Raw genomic sequence first — 20,606 nt, forward strand, 5'->3', positions numbered from 1 at the left:
ACCAAGAATTATGAATAATAAAGGCCGAAGTTATATGCTTCGGCCTTGTCTTTTTTAGTATTGTTGTTGGGATGATCCTAGAATACCGAAAATACCAACCTTATAAATTGATCTTGTTCTCAATAATCTGTTTCATACTAACATCCTCGTAATTTCTTTTCACAAAATCCAAAGCAAGGGCCAACACTTCCCCCATGGTCTTACACCTTCTAAAATTGATATCACCCGTAAGATCATAAATATGTTGTGATAGGGCCACTATATTGTCGTCATTGGATATATCGTCTGTCTTGACTATGGAAATGAGTCGCTTTATGCGGTTCCCCGAACTTAAAATTCTTTTGGCCACGATGGAGCGTTCCTCTATTTTGTATTGATCTACAGAATTGCGCTGTAACTTCTCCTTGACCAACATGACCATTTGATAATTTTCCTTAAAAAATTGGGGTCTGTAGACTTTTAATTTTCCCTCATAACACTGCTGGTCAAAATCTATGGCCCTAATTTTATATACCACGTGGTCAAAATCGTGGGTAGGTACAATAACGTAGTTATAAGATCTCATATCCCCCAAAAGGCGAATCATACAACGTTCATTAAACTTGACAAATTCTTTGGCCAACTGTGACTTTTCGGATTCGTTACATTTAGGTAAAAAATCCTTGATAAAAACGTCTCCCGGAATACCCGCAATATGTTCCTCTATCAAAGTATCCCCGTAAACCAGGAAGTTTAGGTTGTAGGGAGATAACATATGTTCCAGTTCCAATCCGTAGATCCTAGAGGCATCGGTCCTTTTTACATAGAAATATGTAAAATTGTCATTCAGGATATTCCTTACCTTTATCCTAAAAGGCTTGGAGTTACCAAAAGTACAATAGTCCACCGCATCTACATTTAAAAATGGAAATATACTGTCGCTACCATCGGAATGTAGAATGGAATATACCTTCTTTAGACTGATATCTATTTCGGTCCTATCGAATTCGCTGTAATACACACGTACCCAAAGAGTGTCCTCATCATTGGAATCATAGACCACAATAGACCCTGAAAAACGCAATAGATCCTCATAGAAAATAGGAATTTCAATTTTTCTGCTATAGTGCTCCAAATAGGCATCCAATTTTTTATTGACTGGAAATGCAGGCTTTTTCTTGGACATTAATCTTTCGGACATGGAAAAAACTTTAATTTGTAACAAAATAACGATTTCTTCGTCAAGTAAGTACAAACAATATAAAAAACTATCCCATTTTGGAAACAATATTGACCGTAAACCACCTTACCAAGAAATATGGCTATCTCACTGCGGTAAAGGACCTTTCGTTTAGTATTGAAAAAGGCAATGTTTACGGTATATTGGGACCCAATGGCAGCGGTAAATCCACCACTTTGGGAATTGTATTGAACGTAATCAATAGAACGGCCGGTGATTTTTCTTGGTTCGGGGGTTCCATTTCCACCCATGATGCCCTTAAAAAAGTTGGAGCTATCATTGAACGTCCCAATTTCTATCCCTATATGACAGCCATTCAAAATCTAAAATTGGTCTGTAAAATAAAGGAGGTCCCCCAAGACAAGATTGAAGAAAAATTGGAAATGGTCGGGCTACTGGAGCGTAAGAACAGTAAGTTCAGCACCTACTCCTTAGGTATGAAACAGCGATTGGCCATTGCCTCGGCACTGTTGAACGATCCGGAAATATTAATTTTGGACGAACCCACCAATGGCTTGGACCCACAGGGAATACACCAAATAAGGGAAATCATAAAAAAAATTGCCTCCGAGGGCACTACCATTCTTTTGGCCTCACATTTATTGGACGAGGTAGAAAAAGTCTGTAGCCATGTGATTATCCTAAGGAAAGGCGAAAAGCTCTATTCGGGCCCCGTTGGTGAAATGTTGACCACCTATGGTTTCTTTGAACTAAAAGCCATTGATGGGCCGGCCTTGGTTACCTACCTGGGTAACCACCCCAGTTTCGGCCCTATAAAACAGGAAAACGGTTTAATCACCGCTATTTTGAAGGAAGAAATGACGGCAAGCAGTCTAAACCAAGACTTATTTAATAATGGCATTGTGCTATCGCATTTGGTGAAACGCAAAGAGAGTCTTGAGGAACAATTCCTAAGTTTGACCAACCACAAAGACTAAACGCATAAAAATATGTTACGCTTATTACAGATAGAATTTATAAAACTTTGGAACAATAATGCGAGTAAGGTCCTTATCATTTCCTATTTCGTCCTTATTCTTTGTATGGCGCTGCTAGCCGCAATAAAATTTGACATTGGCCCCATTCAGTTCCATGTAGCCGAACAGGGAATTTTCAATTTTCCCTACATATGGCACTTGAATACCTGGATAGCAAGTGGCTTGAAGCTTTTTTTTGCTATAGTCATTGTGTCCATGATGGCGAACGAATACAGCAATAAGACACTAAAGCAAAATTTAATAGATGGGTTGAGCAAGAAGGAATTTATCGCCTCCAAATTTTTGACCGTTTTTGCATTTTCGGTCATTTCTACCCTTTTTGTTTTTGCGGTTTCATTGATCTTAGGGCTCTTTTATTCCGATTTTACGGAGGTGTCCATCATATTTTCGGATTTGGAATATTTATTGGCCTATTTTATTAAATTATTGGGCTTTTTCTCCTTCTGTCTTTTCCTCGGAATATTGGTAAAACGCTCTGCCTTTGCCTTAGGCTTTTTAATTATTTGGTTTGCCATTGAAAATTTGGGTATCCGTTTTTTGGTATGGTGGGTTGCCGGTAAGGAGGCTTCGGCCAGCGTTATGAAATTCCTTCCCTTAGAGTCTATGAGCAACCTTATCAAAGAGCCGGCCTCCAGATTCAAGGCAGTACAAAGTATGGTAGAACAAGTGGGGGAACAATTCAATAAGGACTATACCGTACATTTTTATGAAATTTTGATAGTGGGTTGTTGGACGGCAATTTTCATATATCTTTCCTACGCCCTGCTTAAAAAACGGGATTTATAAAGCCAATTTTTAAAGGCTTATATCCTTGGAACCTACAAAGTGCTCAATTCACCGTATAGTGCCAAAATGGTGATAAATAGTTACCGAAGCACCTCAGTATTGCCCGCTATTTGTTAATTTTAGGTCATAAAACAAATAAGTTTTTTTTTATCATAGGCCCTAAAGAAAAAGATCAAACGAAATTTATAGGAGTTCCTGAAAGCATTGCACATGAAATTTAAAGTTGTTTCCGAATTTAAGCCTACTGGTGATCAGCCCCAAGCTATTAAACAATTAAAAGAAGGTATTGAGGCCGATGAGCGCTATCAAACCCTTTTGGGGGTAACAGGATCCGGAAAAACCTTTACCATAGCGAATGTCATAGAGCAGGTTCAGCGACCAACTTTGGTATTAGCACACAATAAAACCCTTGCCGCACAATTATACTCGGAATTTAAGCAGTTTTTTCCTGAGAACGCGGTAGAATATTTCGTCTCTTACTATGACTACTATCAACCCGAGGCTTATATACCATCAAGTGGCACTTATATAGAAAAGGACCTTTCCATTAATGAGGATATAGAAAAACTACGATTGAGCGCCACCTCTTCCCTATTATCGGGTAGACGGGATATTTTGGTAGTGGCCTCGGTTTCCTGTTTATACGGTATAGGTAATCCAGTGGAATTTCAGAAAAATGTTATTGGAATAGAGAAAGACCAAGTTATTCCAAGGACCAAATTCCTTCATCAACTGGTTCAGAGTTTGTATTCGAGAACGACTGCCGATTTTAGAAATGGAAATTTTAGGGTAAAGGGCGATGTAGTGGACGTTTTTCCTAGTTATGCCGATCATGCCTTTAGAATTCACTTTTTTGGGGACGAAATTGAGGAAATAGAGGCCTTTGATCCCTACAAGAATAAAATATTGGAAAAGTACCAGCAGCTCAATATTTACCCTGCCAATATGTTCGTGACCTCCCCGGATGTGCTGCAGAATGCCATTCACCTTATTCAGGAGGATATGGTGCTGCAGGTGAATTATTTCAAGGAAATAGGGAAACACTTGGAAGCAAAACGCTTGGAAGAACGTACAAATTTTGATCTGGAGATGATACGGGAACTGGGATATTGCTCAGGAATTGAAAATTATTCCAGGTATTTGGATGGTAGGGAACCTGGAACGCGACCGTTCTGTTTATTGGACTACTTCCCTAAAGATTATTTGATGGTTGTTGATGAAAGCCACGTTACCATTCCTCAGGTGCACGCCATGTATGGCGGCGATAGGTCCAGAAAGGAAAATTTGGTGGAATACGGCTTTCGTTTGCCTGCGGCTATGGATAACAGACCGCTGAAATTTGAGGAATTTGAAGCACTTCAAAATCAAGTTATTTATGTAAGCGCCACTCCTGCAGACTACGAATTGGAATTAAGTCAAGGGGTTTATGTAGAGCAGGTGATCAGGCCAACGGGCCTCTTGGATCCTATAATTGAAGTCCGTCCCAGCCTGAACCAAATAGATGATCTCATCGAAGAAATCCAGCTAAGGGTGGAAAAGGATGAACGTACCCTGGTCACCACCTTAACCAAACGAATGGCGGAAGAATTAGCCAAATATTTGACTAGAATAAATGTTCGCTGCCGTTATATACACAGTGATGTGGATACTTTGGAAAGGGTCGAAATTATGCAGGACCTGCGCAAAGGTGTATTTGATGTACTCATAGGGGTGAATTTATTGCGGGAAGGACTGGATCTACCAGAAGTCTCCCTAGTGGCCATTTTGGATGCGGACAAGGAGGGCTTTCTTAGAAGTGCCAGGTCCCTTACCCAGACCGTAGGCCGTGCGGCCAGGAATTTAAATGGAAAAGCCATCATGTATGCGGACAAAATAACCAACAGTATGCAAAAAACAATAGATGAGACTAATTACAGGCGTGAAAAACAGAGCAGTTATAATCTTGAAAACAATATAACGCCCACTGCACTGAACAAAAGTTTGGACAGTGTACTGGCCAAAAATTCCGTTTCCACCTATCATTTTGAGAAAGAAGAAATGAAGGCTGCCGAGCCCGACCTATTGTATCTCACCAATGAACAAAGGGAAAAAATGATAAGGGAAAAAAGAAAGGCCATGGAAAAAGCGGCAAAGGATCTGGATTTTATGCAGGCCGCAAAGTTAAGGGACGAAATTAAATCGCTTCAGGAACAGGAATAAGATACCATCCCTGTACATTTAATTGAGGAAGGGTTTTTTATTGGGACAGAACCAAACAAAAAAGCGCTTCGATTCCCCGAAGCGCTTTAACAATCAACCAACCAATCTATAATGTATCCAACAGGATACACAACTTCTTTTAAGCTATTTCAATCAATCTTTTTGGCTTAGGCAATGCCTCTTCTTTTTTGGGAAGAACAAATTTCAATATTCCATCTTCGTAAGTAGCGTTGATTTTATCCAAGGAAATTGTTTCTGGCAAACTAAATACTCTTTTAAAGGAAGAAAAAGTAAATTCCCTTCTGGTATAACCATCCTCCTCCTTGTTCTCCTCATTCCTTACTTCGGAAGAAATTGTGAGGATGTCATTATCGATTTCTACATTGAAATCTTCTTTTTTCCTACCGGGTACTGCCAATTCCAATACATACTCAGTTTCCGTTTCCTTAACATTGGCGGCGGGTACACTTTGCTTGAAGTTATCTACGCCACCAAACCAATCTGGTTTTAAAAATTCATTCATTAATGATGGAAACATAACGTTATTTCTTTTTACTAGACTCATGACTTTTATATTTTAAGTTATACTTTAAATTCTCATGAGCTAAAAGGCAAATGTTATACCGAATGAATTTTAATGCCATTATGTCGTATTATTAAAAATAATACAAGTCATTATGTCACTTTATTTAATTATTATAAGCTTTGAATATATTGATGAGAACAGCAGGAGGAACCACCTTGTCAGGATAATTATGCATAACGGTAAGCACCTGCTCTATGGCGGCCTGGGGAAGTCCAAATCCAAGCCCTATATTATGCAACTGTTCAATTTCGACCAAGTGCTGTTCTTGGTCCACATTCATGAGAAGTACCAAACGATGAAACTGAAGTATACGCTCCGCCTCGGATTTAAGCAAGACCTTTTCCACTTTCTTATGAAAAAGCGAATCGAACGTTTCCTTATCGACCTCTAATTGTTTTGCCACACCCAGCAAAAAATCATACTCCGAATCTTTAATTTCCTTGTCTGCCTTTGCAAAAGAAATCATTTGGGAAAGAATGCCCAACTTCTCCAAATATGTACTCATAAATTACAGTTTAACACGAAGTTACGTTAAATAGCGCTGATTTCCCGACTTGGAATAAGGGAAAGTAATCACAAACTAGCTCCACATCCTATTTTTTGTAATATCTTGTAAAAAAATTTATTTTATGACCAATAATGATGTTCTTAAAAAATTAAGGGTAGCCTTAAAATTAAGGGATGATGAAATTGTAGAAATTTTAAAATTAGTCGATTTTAAAATTACCAAGAGTGAGTTGGGCGCTTTTTTTAGAAAGGAAGATCACCCCAACTATGTAGAATGTGGCGACCAAATTTTACGTAATTTTTTAAACGGTTTGGTAATACACTATCGCGGGACCAGGGAGAACCCAAAGGACCCAAAATTATCTTTGCCCAAACCAAAGAAGGAACCCATTTTTAAAGCACATCAAAAGCCGGGGTTCAAGGAGAAGCAAAAAAAGAAAATAGACCACGACATTAGTCCCGTAAAATACAAAAACAAAAAAAAGTCCTGATTCTTCAGGACTTTTTAAGTTAAATTCTGATTTTTCCCCGAATAGTCCTCAATTTCAACAATCCTTCTATAGGGAATATTTTTAAAATTTTGTTTTCAAGCTTTAACAGTCGTTCAAAAAAAGAAAAAGGCAGCACTGTAACAGCACTGCCTTTTCTATTTTTATATCCAATCGAAACTAAGCCAATACTTCCTTAACCTTATCTGCAGCCTCTTGAAACTGAACTGCGGAGTGTACGGCCAAACCTGAATTATCAATAATTTCTTTGGCCAATTCAGCATTGGTACCCTGCAATCTTACAATAATAGGCACTTTTATGGCATCGCCCATATTTTTATAGGCATCCACTACACCTTGCGCTACACGATCGCAACGAACAATACCACCAAAAATATTTATCAGGATACATTTAACGGCAGGATCCTTCAAAATAATCCTAAAGGCCTCTTCAACCCTTTTGGCATCAGCGGTTCCCCCTACATCCAAGAAGTTCGCTGGCTCACCACCGGCCATTTTAATAAGGTCCATAGTGGCCATTGCCAAACCTGCACCGTTTACCATACAACCAACATTTCCATCCAAATCAACATAGTTAAGGCCTACTGCCCTAGCTTCTACCTCAATTGGATTCTCCTCTAGCAAATCGCGCATTTCAGCATATTGCTTCCTTCTATATAGTGCATTATCATCAATGGAGACCTTGGCATCCACTGCCATAATCTTATCATCGGAGGTCTTTAGAACTGGGTTTATCTCAAACAAACTTGCATCGCTCTCCACATAGGCCTTATATAAACTGGTAACAAACTTTGTCATTTCCTTAAAAGCCGTTCCGGACAAGCCCAAATTAAAAGCTATTTTTCTAGCTTGAAAAGGTAATAGCCCAGTGGCAGGGTTTATTTCCTCGGTAAAAATAAGGTGAGGCGTTTTCTCTGCTACTTCCTCTATATCCATTCCACCTTCGGTAGAATACATGATCATATTTCTTCCAGCTGCCCTGTTCAATAAAACGGACATATAAAATTCGCTTGTTTCACTGTCCCCTGGATAATAAACATCCTCGGCAACCAAAACTTTATGTACTTTTTTTCCTTCCGCCGAAGTTTGGGGAGTAACCAAGTTCATACCAATGATAGATCCTGCAATTTCTTCTACCTCGCGCAAATTCTTCGCCAATTTAACTCCTCCTCCTTTTCCTCGTCCACCTGCGTGAACCTGGGCTTTAATTACATGCCAACCGGTCCCGGTTTCCTGAGTCAATTGTTTGGCAGCATCTACTGCTTCCTTGGCATTATAAGCCACTAAACCGCGTTGAATGCGTACTCCAAAGCTCGCTAAAATCTCTTTTCCTTGATATTCGTGAAGGTTCATAAATTGAAGGTTCTAATTGTTCAGTTGCAAAAATAGGAAACACATGGGATTTACCCTAATTAAATAAAACAGAAAAATTCTTAACGACATTGACAAAGAAAATTACACTGCAAAATGATAAAATTGACCATACCCTAAATCACAATACCACCTAAACTAAAACCATCTATAACAGACAGACTTACCGTGATATCCCTGCATAGAACTTTCTACTTTTAGGCAGTCCCACCTCCCACTTTCATGCTACATTTTAAAATCCTTAAAATCTATAGGGTCGAAATTTTTGAAATGTCCGTTCATCCCTATCATTTCCTTTGATTGGTTGACCTGTTTTAAAACTTCGATCGTATTTGCTAAATGGGCCTTTATAAACAAAAGGCGCTCACTTTCATAGTTCATTTTCAAGAGTTTGTATTCTTGCGCAAGGGAAAGACCTATTTTGTGTACCACTTGATATATATCAAAATTCTCTATCGTAAGACCCAAAATGGATACCTCCATTAATTCATAGAGTTCTATAATGAGGCCTAGGACTTTTTCTCTTAAGGAGGTAACGCTGTCATCATAATAGGGTAAAAATTCCACCATGCCCGCAGCATACAATTTGCCATCCATAACTTTATGGAAATTATTTATTCTGAAGGCACGCCGACCAACACAGACGATATCCATTTCCCCAGTTTCATAGGTTTTGGTTATTTCTTTTAATTCCAACTCCGTTCCATATGCCAATTCCCCATCAACATAGGCAGGGACACCAAAATTCATAGGCTTTTCCTTCACATCCTGTATCAATTGCCTGTAGCGTTCTTCAAAAATATGAAGAGCCACCGTCTCTCCAGGAAAAAAAACGGACGGTAAAGGAAACATTGGTAGCAACATAAGCTTTTTGTTTAAAATTACAGCGATATTAACCAAAATCAGACTTAGAAAACACAACAATTGTTATATTAATAACAATATGTTACATTTTTCAACCATTGCTATATATTTTTGCTCAAAAACAATAAGTCGTCTAAATTTGCACAAAATATTGAACAATGCGAAATACCGATTTATTAAAGATAGCAAAAACTTATGGTGACCCTGTCTATGTATACGATTCTGAAAAAATAATTTCCCAGTTTCATAGATTGACCAATGCATTCAAAGACGTAAAAAATTTACAATTAAATTACGCCACAAAGGCGCTTTCAAATATTGCCATTTTAAAATTGATGAACAGTCTGGGAAGCGGCCTGGACACGGTTTCCATACAAGAAGTTCAATTGGGACTCATGGCCGGTTTTGAGCCTAGCTCTATAATATTCACCCCGAATGGGGTATCCTTGGAGGAGATTGAAGAGGCTGCGAAATTGGGAGTGCGCATCAACATAGACAACCTATCCATTTTGGAGCAGTTTGGGAGCAAGCATCCGGATATTCCCGTTTGCATCAGAATAAATCCGCACGTAATGGCGGGAGGAAATTCTAAAATTTCGGTAGGCCATATTGACTCCAAATTTGGCATCAGCATACACCAAATACCTCATTTATTGCGTATCGTTAATCTTACGAACATGAAGGTAAATGGGATACACATGCATACTGGAAGTGACATTTTGGATATAGATGTCTTCCTTTACGCCTCCGAAATTCTTTTTGAAACGGCCAAGAATTTCCAAGATCTTGAGTTTATAGACTTTGGAAGTGGATTTAAAGTGCCCTATAAAGAAGGGGATATTGAAACCAATATTGAGGAATTGGGTAAAAAATTAGGAAAGCGTTTCAACTCTTTTTGCAAGGAATATGGAAGGGAATTGACATTGGCTTTTGAGCCAGGTAAATTTTTGGTCAGTGAGGCAGGATTCTTCTTGGCAAAAGTAAATGTGGTAAAACAAACCACTTCAACCGTTTTTGCCAGTGTAGACTCGGGATTCAACCATCTTATTCGCCCCATGTTCTATGGCGCCATCCACAGCATTGAGAATATCTCCAATCCTGAAGGACGTGAACGCTATTATTCCGTAGTAGGTTATATTTGTGAGACCGATACTTTTGCCAGCAATAAGCGAATTAGCGAGATTTCGGAAGGGGACATCCTGTGCTTTAAGAATGCAGGTGCCTATTGTTTCACAATGGCCAGCAATTACAACTCAAGATTTAGACCGCCTGAGGTTTTATGGCATGAAGGGAAAGCGATTCTGATCCGGGAAAGGGAAACTTTTGATGACTTAATCAGAAACCAGATTGATGTCCAGGACTTATTCACGACTGTTAAAGAAAAGGCAATAGCAAAATAAAATTGCTGAATTTTCGTTAGTTTTGATGTTGTTGTCGGACTAATCCCTTAAAATATGGTCGTGAAATTAGTTTCCAAATCATTTTTCAAAATAGCCGTTCTTTTTGGTCTGGCCATTTTACCCTTTGGTAGCTTGGCACAGGAAGTGAAATGGCTAAGTTGGGATGAAGCCGCCAAATTGGCCGAGACGGAGAAAAATCCGAAGAAAATTTTTATTGATGTCTATACAGATTGGTGTGGATGGTGTAAAAAAATGGATAAGGATACCTTTCAGAATGCAGAAGTGGCCGAATATATGTCCAAAAACTATTATATGGTAAAGTTGGATGGAGAAGGTAAGGAACCTATAGTTTTCAGAGGCAAGACCTTTAAATTTGTTCCTTCGGGCAGAAATGGATATCACGAATTTGCAGCAGCATTGATGCAGGGTAAAATGAGTTATCCCACAACCATTTTCTTGGATGAAAAGATGAATATGCTATCGCCCGTTCCTGGTTATCAGAAACCGGAACCTTTCCTAAAAATAGCCAAATATTTTGGTGAAGACATTCACAAGGAAAAAGACTGGAATACCTACGACAGCGAAAGCAAATAGAAAATTAGACATAATATAGTATAAAAAAAGCCGGTATAACCGGCTTTTTTTATTTGTCTAAGTCCAACTTACCTACTATAGTTGGGTGATTCCTTGGTAATGGTTACGTCATGTGGATGGCTTTCGTTAATTCCACTTGCCGTAATCTTAACAAATCTTCCAGTCTCCTTTAGCGTTTCTATATCCTTGGCCCCGCAATATCCCATCCCGGCACGCAGACCTCCAATAAACTGATGGATACTTTCATAAAGATCTCCCTTATAAGGTACGCGACCCACGATTCCTTCCGGCACCAATTTTTTGATATCATCTTCCACATCTTGGAAATACCTATCCTTACTACCTTGTTTCATGGCCTCGACAGAACCCATCCCTCTATAGGATTTAAATTTACGCCCTTCGTAGATAATCGTTTCTCCCGGTGACTCTTTTGTTCCTGCCAACAAAGAGCCCAACATTACGGTATCAGCTCCAGCGGCTATAGCCTTGGGAATATCTCCCGTATAACGGATTCCACCATCGGCGATTACTGGTACCCCACTGCCCTTTATGGCAGCAGCTACTTCCAATACCGCTGAAAATTGAGGAAAACCAACCCCTGCAACCACGCGGGTGGTACAGATTGAACCAGGTCCTATTCCCACTTTCACAGCATCCGCTCCCGCTGCTACCAAATACTTCGCAGCTTCTGCAGTAGCTATATTCCCTACAATCACTTCCAAATCCGGAAATCTCTTTTTAACTTCCTTCAAAACCGTAACCACACCTTTGGTATGTCCATGTGCAGTATCGATCACAACAGCATCTACCCCTGCATTGACCAAAGCTTCCGCCCTATCCACAGCGTCACCGGTAACCCCTAAAGCTGCGGCAACCCGCAATCTTCCGTACTGATCTTTATTAGCAATAGGCTTTTGGGTTAGTTTTGTAATATCCCTAAAGGTGATTAAACCAACCAGCTTGTAGTCCTTGTCGACAACTGGTAATTTTTCAATTTTATTCACTTGCAAAATATCCTCCGCTTGCTCTAAGGAAGTCCCTTCGCCAACAGTAACCAGATTTTTGGAAGTCATAACCTCAGAAATGGGACGATCATTATTTTTCTCAAAACGAAGATCCCTATTGGTCACAATTCCTATTAGCTTACCTTCAGCATCCACAATGGGTATTCCACCAATGCTAAATTCCTTCATATTGGCTTTTGCATCCCTTACCTTGGAATTTAAAGGCAGGGTAACAGGGTCTATGATCATACCACTTTCCGCCCGTTTTACCTTGCGGACCTTCAGCGCTTGCTGTTCTATGGTCATGTTCTTATGCAAAACACCTATTCCACCTTCCTGGGCAATGGCAATTGCCATACGGGACTCCGTAACGGTATCCATAGCCGCAGAAACAATGGGAACATTGATCGTAATGTTTCTAGTAAATTTTGTTTGAATATTAACTTCCCTAGGAAGTACTTCTGAAAAAGCTGGAACCAAGAGTACGTCATCGTACGTAAGACCTTCTCCAACAATTTTATTTAGGTGAGCTTGCATAGCAATTAAAGATTAATTGCGTGCAAATATACTACATTTAAAGGAACTGATGAACAGTTATTGTGTTAATTGACTGTTACCGTTTTCTTACACAATTGATAAACCACCAAGAGGGCAGCAATACTATAGGTCAAGGTCATTAAAATTCCGGAAAGGATAACCACATATTTCATCCATAGTAGCCCCGACCACATAAAATAAATACCCCCGAAAGTCAAAATCACGGATAAAAAAGGTTCAATAGTCAGGAACATTTTAAGCTTGTGAGGAAGTTTGGCAAGCCATACCAGACCGCCAAGTAGAAAAAAAATGAGCGACATGGAAAGTATATGGGTGTGTATTATGGTAAGCATCTCCCGTTCCCCTTTTTTAAACTTCATTACCTCGGCCTCTTCATCCTCTTCATTTCCCAAATAATTTTCCACAATTCCTTGGGGCGAGGAAGTGCTGGTTTCAGAAACAAACAAAAGACCTGTATAAAAGCCAATACTTAGAACAAGAACAAAAATGGCAACAAACCATTTTATTCCCTTGGGCAGCGTCAGTAATAGACCATCATACCCCATTAAAGCATCTTTTTTTCTTGAAGGATTCCAACCGATTGCAATAGGTTATCCATGGAGTTGGTCATGGAACGTACAGAAATTGTTGCCCCGGAAATACCGTCTATGTTGGTTTCATGGCTAACCCTATCTTTTCCTGATTTACCGTTAAACTGCTCCAGCCACCTCTTGCTTCCTATTTCCCCACCATATTCCTCCCGATATATCAACACCTTGGAGTGGATGATTTCCAAATTTGGGTTGAAGACCACCAAATAATCGAACTGGGCGGTTTTACTGGGAGCCTGATCAACAAAGGCATAACCCAACAGGGTCTTGTCCTGTTTTATCCGAAAGAAATTATCAGCAGTAATTTTGGTTGGAAGCAGATCGCTTACTGCTTTTGAAACAGTAATGGGCACTAAGGAATAATTAGTGGTATCAAATACCTTTTCTACTTCCTTATCCATTTTCTTTTGAACATTTTTCGGGATGCCAAACCCAAAAAATACCATAGAAAATATAATTAATATAACCGTTGTCCTCTTTCTCAAATTCATGCCCCAAATATACTAATTTAGAATCATTTTTAATAATAATTGAGATATTTAGGGCTATGAATTAGTAATTTCAATCTTCTGGATTAGAACCAAACGCCTATTCCAAAATTCAATACATTTGGTAGGTCACTATTGTCAACTGCGTTCGACTTAAATTGATAATCCCCTTTCAACACTACCCCAGGGGCCAAATGGTAGGTAAGTCCCGTTGTTACATCCGTTTTGTTGTATGCATCGTTCCGTACCAAGGATCCCGCTGTATCGGCGTGGGTATCATATTTTTCGTATCTGGCAAAGGCAAATAGTTTTTGCTCATTACCAGCGGGCAAAAGGTTATAGGCACCTTCCACATACCATCCTTGTAGGGCACTACCCAAATTACTACCGGTTAAAGCGTTGTAATCCTCGGTATTCGAAAGGGAGGCATAAATAAATTGCCCTCTTGCGGTAAAATTCCCATAAGCATATCTTGCATCCAAGCCAACCATTGAAATTCCAATGTTTGCTCCGGTAAGCTCCTCAACATCATCGGCCGCCTGTGTTTTACCGAAATATCCTGAAAGTCCCAAACGCAGGCCAGGTACTCCATAATAATCCAATTTGGCAGAAAGGGTTGGACTATCTATGGTAGATTTGATTCCTTTTTGTCTTCCGCCCCTCAATCCGCTGGAGCCTTGTAAAAATCCACTGATTCCACCTTCGCCATCGGCCTCGGTAGATTTAAATCCGTTGAATAAATACGCTTGATAGCCTAAGGAAAGGTCGTTTACCCTCCCGAAGACACCAACTCCAAGTTCCCTCCAAGTGGTAGGCACTATCACATTGTCCATGGCAGGACGCTCTGTTCCGTTAAAAGTTGTGGGTTCATGGTATTCGTTAACGATGCCCATGGGCACCAACATTAATCCACCTCTTAGATTTACGCTATTTCCAAGATTATAGTTAACAAAAGCCTGTTCAACATATACTTCCTCAACATGCTCAAATTCTATTTCCGTAACAAATTGAGCCCTTTCATTGAATCTATAACCTAAAAGCAGTACCAACCTTTGAACGTCTATCTCCCCATTGTCACCTTCTGGCTGATTGTAAAGCATTTCTCCATAGGCACCTACGGTAACCGCCGAGGCATAATTCCCGGATAGTATACGCTGGGCCGCATTCAATTGTTTTTGTGGATCCAAGGTAATGGAATCATTGGCAGTCTGAGCAAATACTCCAGTTGTTAGGAGTAATCCGAATAGTAACGAAATCCTTTTCATTATTTAATTGTTCTTATTTAGATTGGATAAATATAAATTTCGGGTGCAAATATAATGTCAAGAAGCAAACTGACAAATTAATTTAAACTAAATCTAAATAAACGTTAAAATTTAACAAACCGTGAACTACTCATGGAATCCTCCAGCCAAAGTTTTTTAGTGATATGACGAGAACAAATCCGAAGCCTTGTTGAAAGCCGCCTCAAAAGCCATCCAATTAACATTGGTTTCGGCCTTAACCGCAGTGAAGTAAGAAAGCATCTTCTCCGTGGGCATATTTCCAGTAAGCTCATCCTTGGCCATAGGACAGCCCCCAAAACCTTGTACCGCACCATCAAATCTTCGACAGCCGGCCTTGTAAGCGGCATCTACTTTTTCATGCCATTTGGACGGAGTGGTATGTAAATGTGCTCCAAATTCAATTTCTGGAAATTTTGGAATCAGGTTGGAAAATAAATAGTCGATTACCTCGGGTGTCGAAGAGCCCACTGTATCCGAAAGTGATACTATTTTTACCCCCATCCCGGCCAGTCTTGTTGTCCATTCACCCACTATGCCAACATTCCATGGATCGCCATATGGGTTCCCGAAGCCCATAGAAATATAGGTCACCACTTCCTTGCCAGAGTCATTGGCAATCCTCAAAATCTCTTCCAAGGTAGCTACGGATTCGGCAATGGTCTTATGGGTGTTCCGCATTTGAAAATTCTCCGATATGGAAAAAGGATATCCCAAATAATCAATGGAATTATGTTCGGCAGCATCTTGGGCTCCCCTTACATTGGCCACAATAGCCAATAACTTACTTGTAGTCTTGGACAGGTCCAATTGGGCAAGGACCTCAGCCGTATCTACCATTTGAGGTATGGCCCTAGGCGAAACAAAACTCCCAAAATCGATAGTATCGAAACCACAATTCAAAAGGGATTGAATGTACTTTACCTTTTTTTCTGTTGGAATAAAAGTTTTGATACCTTGCATGGCATCTCTTGGGCATTCTACTATTTTAACGGTATTGGACATTCCCCTGCTTAAGCTTTATCAAAATTAATATTATTTATCAGATAATAAGAGATAAACACCAATACCCACGAAAACAATGACCTGTAGCCAAGATAAAGTTTGCCCTATAGTCTTGTTTGCCCTAATATATTCCGAAATTGATCCTGCCATAAAGGCTATTGTACCAAATATCACAAAAGAAACCATGATAAAGATGAATGCCAAAACATAAATCTGCAGTACAATATTTAAAAAGTGACTAAATAGAAAACCGGGAAAAAAAGCAAGGAAAAACAAACCGACCTTAGGATTCAGTACATTCATTATAAAACCTTGTCTATATAGGGCGCTTAAAGATTTTTTCTTCCCATTTCTATCAGAAATATCGAGATCTTTAGGACTACGTATTACCTTTAATGCTAAATAAAACATATAACAGGCCCCAAATAGTTTAATGGAGAAATACAGATTGGGATTCTGTTTGATAATAGCAGAAAACCCAAAAGCCAGTAGCGCTGCATGTACCAAACAGCCGGTCATTAATCCCGCTACGGTTGCAATGCCATACTTCTTGCCATTGGTAATGCTTTGGATCAGCACAAAAATATTGTCCGGCCCAGGAGAAATGGCCAATGCAGCCGTGGCCAATACAAATGTCAATAAAATATCGTAATTCAAATCCCCGTAATTTGCTTAGTAAACAAAGGTCGGAAATTAGCGATTATTTGTCGCTTTTTCTATAAATAAAGATACTAAACCAAAGTGGAAGCCTTGCCCCTCTTTTAAACACCGATACCTTGGCTTGATGCGTAGGACCATCCTATTGCAATTGGTCTAAGGTTTCAATAGAGGTTTGACTAATAAAACCTTATAAATATCATACGAACAAACGAGCCTTAAGTATCTTTTTTATATCTTCCACAAAAATTTATATATGAAACCAGTTTTTTATACCGTGAGCCTATTGGCTGCCATACTATTGATGAGTTACAACATCCCCAACACTAATAATTTGAACAAGGATATAACAATGAAAAACTCCAAAAAACAGGACAGCGTATTACGCCATGTAGTACTTTTTAAGTTTAAAGCCAATACCTCCAAAGAGGATATTGCAAAAGTAGAGGCCGCTTTTAGTGCCTTACCTTCCAAAATACCACAGATAGTGGGTTATGAATGGGGAATTAACAACAGTCCTGAAGGATTGGACAAAGGATTTACGCATTGTTTTTTCCTTACCTTCCATAGTGAGGAGGATCGTGCCATATATCTTCCACATCCGGATCATAAGGCTTTTGGAGCGGTATTGACCCCGCATTTGGAAGATGTTACCGTAGTGGATTATTGGACTAAATAATAAAATCTGTTTTGGATAAGAATTATCGATCTTGTCCAAGAAAAAGCAGGCTTACCCAACTATGGGACAAGCCTGCTTTTTTTACTAAATAAAAGGTATTCAGCATCAGGGCAAGCCCCGAACCCAATAATGGGAATCGACCAAGAGTCGAAGTACTGAACCTCCTTCCCGCCGAAAAAGGCGGGATTAGTTCAACTTACAATTTTCAGCGCATCTTACTGACTTCTCAAAATTGAGTTTCACTAATCAAACTATTTATCCTTTTCAGTTGTTAGTTCTGCTAACAATGGCCTTGTTGATCTTCTTAATAAGTGCGGGGCCTTCATAGATAAACCCCGTATACAATTGGACCAAATCGGCACCGGCGTCCAGTTTTTCAAGTGCGTCTTCGGCAGAATGAATTCCACCGACCCCTATAATAGGAAACGCCTTATTGCTTTTTTGTGCCAAAAAACGGATTACTTCCGTACTCCTACTAGTAAGAGGTCTACCACTTAAACCACCCGTTTCCTCCTTTAACAAAATATCGGATTTTAAATTATCGCGGGCAATAGTGGTATTGGTGGCAATTACCCCATCTATGTTTGTATCCTTGACAATGCCTATAATATCCAGCAACTGGTCATCCGTTAAATCTGGGGCAATTTTCAAAAGAATGGGTTTTTCCCTTCTATTCTTTTCTTTTGCCAATTTGTTATTTTTCTTTTTCAATTCCTTCAGCAAGGCCGTTAGAGGTTGCCTGTCCTGAAGTTCCCTTAGACCGGGTGTATTAGGTGAGCTAACATTTACAACAAAATAATCCACATGGTCGAACAGGGCATCAAAACATATCAAATAATCCTTTGCTGCCAGTTCGTTGGGGGTCACCTTGTTCTTCCCTATATTACCCCCGATCAATACCCTATGCTTTTTCTTTAGATTTTCAACAGCATCGAATACCCCCTTATTATTGAAACCCATTCTGTTGACGATGGCTTGATCTTTCTTTAAGCGAAACAAGCGCTTTTTTGGATTTCCATCCTGAGGTTTGGGAGTCAAGGTTCCTATTTCAATAAATCCAAATCCAAAATCGGACAATTCGTTGTACAACTTTGCATCCTTGTCGAAACCTGCTGCCAATCCCACCGGATTTTTGAATTTTAAACCAAACAATTCACGTTCCAGACGTGGATCATTGACCGAATATATGGCCCTGAATAATCCAGCAAATCCTATACTGGAAAAAAAACGAATTGTTCTAAAAGTAAAATGGTGAACTTTTTCGGGATCAAATTGAAAAAGTATGGGTCGGATAAGCTGCTTGTACATTTAAATTATTTTCCGCAAAAATACAAACTACCGTTGCTAAACTATCCTAAGCACACGCTTTTTATTAACATTTGCCCCAACTTATTCCCCTACCACCACCAAAGGTTGCCGGGATACTTCCTGACAAAGTGTAACATACCTTTGGTACTGCTTTTCATTGAAAAGTGCCAAAAGTTTAAGGTCGTATTTTTTAAAAACCTGTTTCATTCTCTCCTCCAGAACCTTATACTTCGTTCCCAAGGTCGTTAAATCCTCAGGAGTACTTTGCGGGTGATTTTCAAATAGATTTTTCCGCTCTTCATCCAACAAGCGTGTTTCAATTTCCAATGCCGACTTAAACTCCTCCAAGTTAGCTATCTGCTCTTCTTTGAGCTGAAATATTTGTATTATGGTATCCGATTCCGTTGCACCAATACCCAAACTACATTCTTGTTGTGCCTGTACGGAAATCAAAAATCCGACAATAAGAATCAAGGTAAAAAAAACGTTTTTATTCATAGGTTTTTGAGCTGATTTAGAATACAAATATAAAGTAATAATGTAACCACTTGCTACTCTCCCATGCTTATATTTACAAGTACATATCTCCAATATACCATATAATTAACACTCAACCATAGGTTCATGAACCAGGGTAACTTACCTCTATAGATATGCCCGACCCTACGATAAATTACAGTTGACGCAACAGGCCCAATTAAAACAATATAAAATGTATTTTTGATTAAAATTTAGTTTTATGAAACACATTATAGACCGATTTATAAGTTATATAAGCATTGACACCCAAAGCGATCCTAATTCCAACACTACCCCTAGCACAGAAAAGCAATGGACACTTGCCCATAAATTAGTGGCAGAACTTAAGCAAATTGGAATGCAGGATGTGGTTATCGATGACAAGGCATACATTATGGCCACATTGCCCAGTAATTTGGAAAAGGAAGTGCCCACTATCGGATTTATTTCCCATTTTGATACTTCACCCGATTTCACGGCCACCGAGGTTAAGCCTCAAATCATCAAAAATTATAATGGCGGGGATATTGTCCTAAACAAAGGGGAAAATATTGTTCTGTCTCCCAGTTATTTCGAGGACCTATTGCAATACAAAGGTAATACACTTATTACTACAGATGGCACCACTTTGTTAGGTGCCGACGACAAGGCCGGAATAACAGAGATTATTACGGCCATGGAATATTTAATACAGCATCCGGAAATTAAACATGGCAAGATCAGGGTAGGTTTTACCCCAGATGAAGAAATTGGCCGTGGGGCACACCATTTTGATGTTGCCGCTTTTGGGGCCGATTGGGCATATACAATGGACGGTAGCCAAATTGGGGAACTGGAATATGAAAACTTTAATGCGGCAGGTGCCAAAATAACCATCAAAGGAAAAAGTGTACATCCTGGTTATGCCAAAGGTAAAATGGTAAATGCCATTTTGATCGCCAACGATTTTATTTCGCAATTGCCTGGACATGAAGTCCCACAAAAAACTACCGGACGGGAAGGTTTTTACCATATACACCATATTAAAGGAGAAATAGAACTGGCCGAAATTGAATTGATCATTCGGGATCACGACCAAAAAAAGTTTGAACAGCGCAAAGAACTTTTACATTATATCACGGAAAAATTGAATGCGGAATACGGGGATTTTGCAACCCTTGACATTAAAGATCAATATTTTAATATGCGGGAAAAAATTGAACCGGTAATGCATATAGTTGAAATTGCCAAAGAAGCCATGGAAAGCTTGGGCATTACCCCAATTATTAAACCTATACGGGGAGGTACAGACGGCTCTCAATTGAGTTATATGGGCTTGCCCTGTCCCAATATTTTTGCAGGCGGACATAATTTTCATGGAAAATATGAATATGTCCCTGTAGAAAGCATGCAGAAAGCCGTTAATGTTATCGTAAAAATTTGCGAACTTACAGCTGAAAGGTAGCATTAGTAAGTAGTTGCTTCAATAAGCACAAGAAGAAA

Annotated in this window: 21 protein-coding genes; 8 read left to right on the forward strand and 13 right to left on the reverse strand. The window is 39.4% G+C overall.

Annotation, left to right across the window (positions count from 1 at the left end):
- Positions 1-100 precede the first annotated feature (100 nt).
- Positions 101-1,180 (reverse strand): hypothetical protein, encoded by a 1,080-nt coding sequence (locus tag B9Y87_RS05905; protein ID WP_085497122.1) that lies wholly within the window; start codon positions 1,178-1,180, stop codon positions 101-103.
- A gap of 77 nt (positions 1,181-1,257) precedes the next feature.
- Here B9Y87_RS05905 and B9Y87_RS05910 point away from each other — a divergent pair, with 77 nt between their 5' ends.
- From B9Y87_RS05910 to uvrB, 3 genes are all read left to right on the forward strand, one after another.
- Positions 1,258-2,157 (forward strand): ABC transporter ATP-binding protein, encoded by a 900-nt coding sequence (locus B9Y87_RS05910; RefSeq protein WP_085497124.1) that lies wholly within the window; start codon positions 1,258-1,260, stop codon positions 2,155-2,157.
- A 12-nt stretch (positions 2,158-2,169) separates the two neighbouring features.
- Entirely contained in the window at positions 2,170-3,003 is an 834-nt protein-coding gene (locus B9Y87_RS05915) for an ABC transporter permease (protein WP_085497126.1), read from the forward strand.
- Between the two features lie 210 nt (positions 3,004-3,213).
- Complete coding sequence (gene uvrB / locus B9Y87_RS05920; RefSeq protein ID WP_085497129.1) at positions 3,214-5,202, forward strand: excinuclease ABC subunit UvrB; 1,989 nt, start codon at positions 3,214-3,216, stop codon at positions 5,200-5,202.
- Between the two features lie 139 nt (positions 5,203-5,341).
- On the opposite strand, the gene B9Y87_RS05925 is transcribed toward uvrB, so the two are convergent.
- Positions 5,342-5,767 carry an Hsp20/alpha crystallin family protein gene (locus B9Y87_RS05925; protein WP_085497132.1) on the reverse strand — a complete coding sequence of 142 codons (426 nt, stop codon included), beginning with the start codon at positions 5,765-5,767 and terminating at the stop codon, positions 5,342-5,344.
- A 124-nt stretch (positions 5,768-5,891) separates the two neighbouring features.
- Positions 5,892-6,293: a hypothetical protein gene (locus B9Y87_RS05930; RefSeq protein ID WP_085497134.1), complete on the reverse strand. Its 402-nt coding sequence runs from the start codon at positions 6,291-6,293 to the stop codon at positions 5,892-5,894.
- 124 nt (positions 6,294-6,417) lie between these two features.
- Between B9Y87_RS05930 and B9Y87_RS05935 the strand changes: the two genes are divergently transcribed.
- Complete coding sequence (locus B9Y87_RS05935) at positions 6,418-6,786, forward strand: DUF1456 family protein (protein WP_072861994.1); 369 nt, start codon at positions 6,418-6,420, stop codon at positions 6,784-6,786.
- 177 nt (positions 6,787-6,963) lie between these two features.
- Here the strand turns inward: B9Y87_RS05935 and sucC are convergent, their stop codons facing one another.
- Both sucC and B9Y87_RS05945 read right to left on the reverse strand, forming a co-directional pair.
- Positions 6,964-8,157: an ADP-forming succinate--CoA ligase subunit beta gene (gene sucC, locus B9Y87_RS05940; protein ID WP_085497136.1), complete on the reverse strand. Its 1,194-nt coding sequence runs from the start codon at positions 8,155-8,157 to the stop codon at positions 6,964-6,966.
- Between the two features lie 243 nt (positions 8,158-8,400).
- Entirely contained in the window at positions 8,401-9,039 is a 639-nt protein-coding gene (locus B9Y87_RS05945; RefSeq protein ID WP_085497138.1) for an LON peptidase substrate-binding domain-containing protein, read from the reverse strand.
- A gap of 158 nt (positions 9,040-9,197) precedes the next feature.
- Here B9Y87_RS05945 and lysA point away from each other — a divergent pair, with 158 nt between their 5' ends.
- Both lysA and B9Y87_RS05955 read left to right on the forward strand, forming a co-directional pair.
- Entirely contained in the window at positions 9,198-10,439 is a 1,242-nt protein-coding gene (lysA, locus tag B9Y87_RS05950) for a diaminopimelate decarboxylase (protein ID WP_085497140.1), read from the forward strand.
- Positions 10,440-10,499: 60 nt separating this feature from the next.
- Positions 10,500-11,033, forward strand: coding sequence for a thioredoxin family protein (locus B9Y87_RS05955; RefSeq protein WP_245808659.1), 534 nt, complete (start codon positions 10,500-10,502; stop codon positions 11,031-11,033).
- Positions 11,034-11,101: 68 nt separating this feature from the next.
- Here B9Y87_RS05955 and guaB read toward each other — a convergent pair whose 3' ends face one another.
- From guaB to B9Y87_RS05985, 6 genes are all read right to left on the reverse strand, one after another.
- Positions 11,102-12,574, reverse strand: a complete 1,473-nt coding sequence (guaB, locus tag B9Y87_RS05960) for an IMP dehydrogenase (protein ID WP_085497144.1) — start codon at positions 12,572-12,574, stop codon at positions 11,102-11,104.
- Between the two features lie 65 nt (positions 12,575-12,639).
- Positions 12,640-13,140 (reverse strand): hypothetical protein, encoded by a 501-nt coding sequence (locus B9Y87_RS05965; protein ID WP_085497145.1) that lies wholly within the window; start codon positions 13,138-13,140, stop codon positions 12,640-12,642.
- On the reverse strand, positions 13,140-13,676 hold the full coding sequence (locus B9Y87_RS05970; protein WP_085497148.1) for an FMN-binding protein: 537 nt from the start codon (positions 13,674-13,676) through the stop codon (positions 13,140-13,142). The genes B9Y87_RS05965 and B9Y87_RS05970 overlap by 1 nt, the downstream gene beginning before the upstream one ends.
- An 83-nt stretch (positions 13,677-13,759) precedes the next feature.
- A complete protein-coding gene (locus tag B9Y87_RS05975) occupies positions 13,760-14,938 on the reverse strand; it encodes a hypothetical protein (RefSeq protein ID WP_085497150.1) in 1,179 nt (392 codons plus the stop codon).
- A 156-nt stretch (positions 14,939-15,094) separates the two neighbouring features.
- A complete protein-coding gene (locus B9Y87_RS05980; RefSeq protein ID WP_085497152.1) occupies positions 15,095-15,961 on the reverse strand; it encodes a hydroxymethylglutaryl-CoA lyase in 867 nt (288 codons plus the stop codon).
- Positions 15,962-15,991: 30 nt separating this feature from the next.
- Entirely contained in the window at positions 15,992-16,618 is a 627-nt protein-coding gene (locus tag B9Y87_RS05985) for a LysE family translocator (RefSeq protein WP_085497154.1), read from the reverse strand.
- Positions 16,619-16,874: 256 nt separating this feature from the next.
- Between B9Y87_RS05985 and B9Y87_RS05990 the strand changes: the two genes are divergently transcribed.
- Positions 16,875-17,297, forward strand: coding sequence for a Dabb family protein (locus tag B9Y87_RS05990; protein ID WP_176225599.1), 423 nt, complete (start codon positions 16,875-16,877; stop codon positions 17,295-17,297).
- 264 nt (positions 17,298-17,561) lie between these two features.
- On the opposite strand, the gene B9Y87_RS05995 is transcribed toward B9Y87_RS05990, so the two are convergent.
- Complete coding sequence (locus B9Y87_RS05995; protein WP_085497155.1) at positions 17,562-18,605, reverse strand: quinone-dependent dihydroorotate dehydrogenase; 1,044 nt, start codon at positions 18,603-18,605, stop codon at positions 17,562-17,564.
- Positions 18,606-18,686: 81 nt separating this feature from the next.
- On the reverse strand, positions 18,687-19,103 hold the full coding sequence (locus B9Y87_RS06000) for a hypothetical protein (protein WP_085497157.1): 417 nt from the start codon (positions 19,101-19,103) through the stop codon (positions 18,687-18,689).
- Between the two features lie 241 nt (positions 19,104-19,344).
- Between B9Y87_RS06000 and pepT the strand changes: the two genes are divergently transcribed.
- Complete coding sequence (gene pepT / locus B9Y87_RS06005; RefSeq protein WP_085497158.1) at positions 19,345-20,568, forward strand: peptidase T; 1,224 nt, start codon at positions 19,345-19,347, stop codon at positions 20,566-20,568.
- The last annotated feature ends 38 nt before the right edge of the window (positions 20,569-20,606 follow it).

The sequence above is a fragment of the Arenibacter troitsensis genome, from assembly GCF_900177645.1.
Lineage (GTDB): Bacteria > Bacteroidota > Bacteroidia > Flavobacteriales > Flavobacteriaceae > Arenibacter > Arenibacter troitsensis.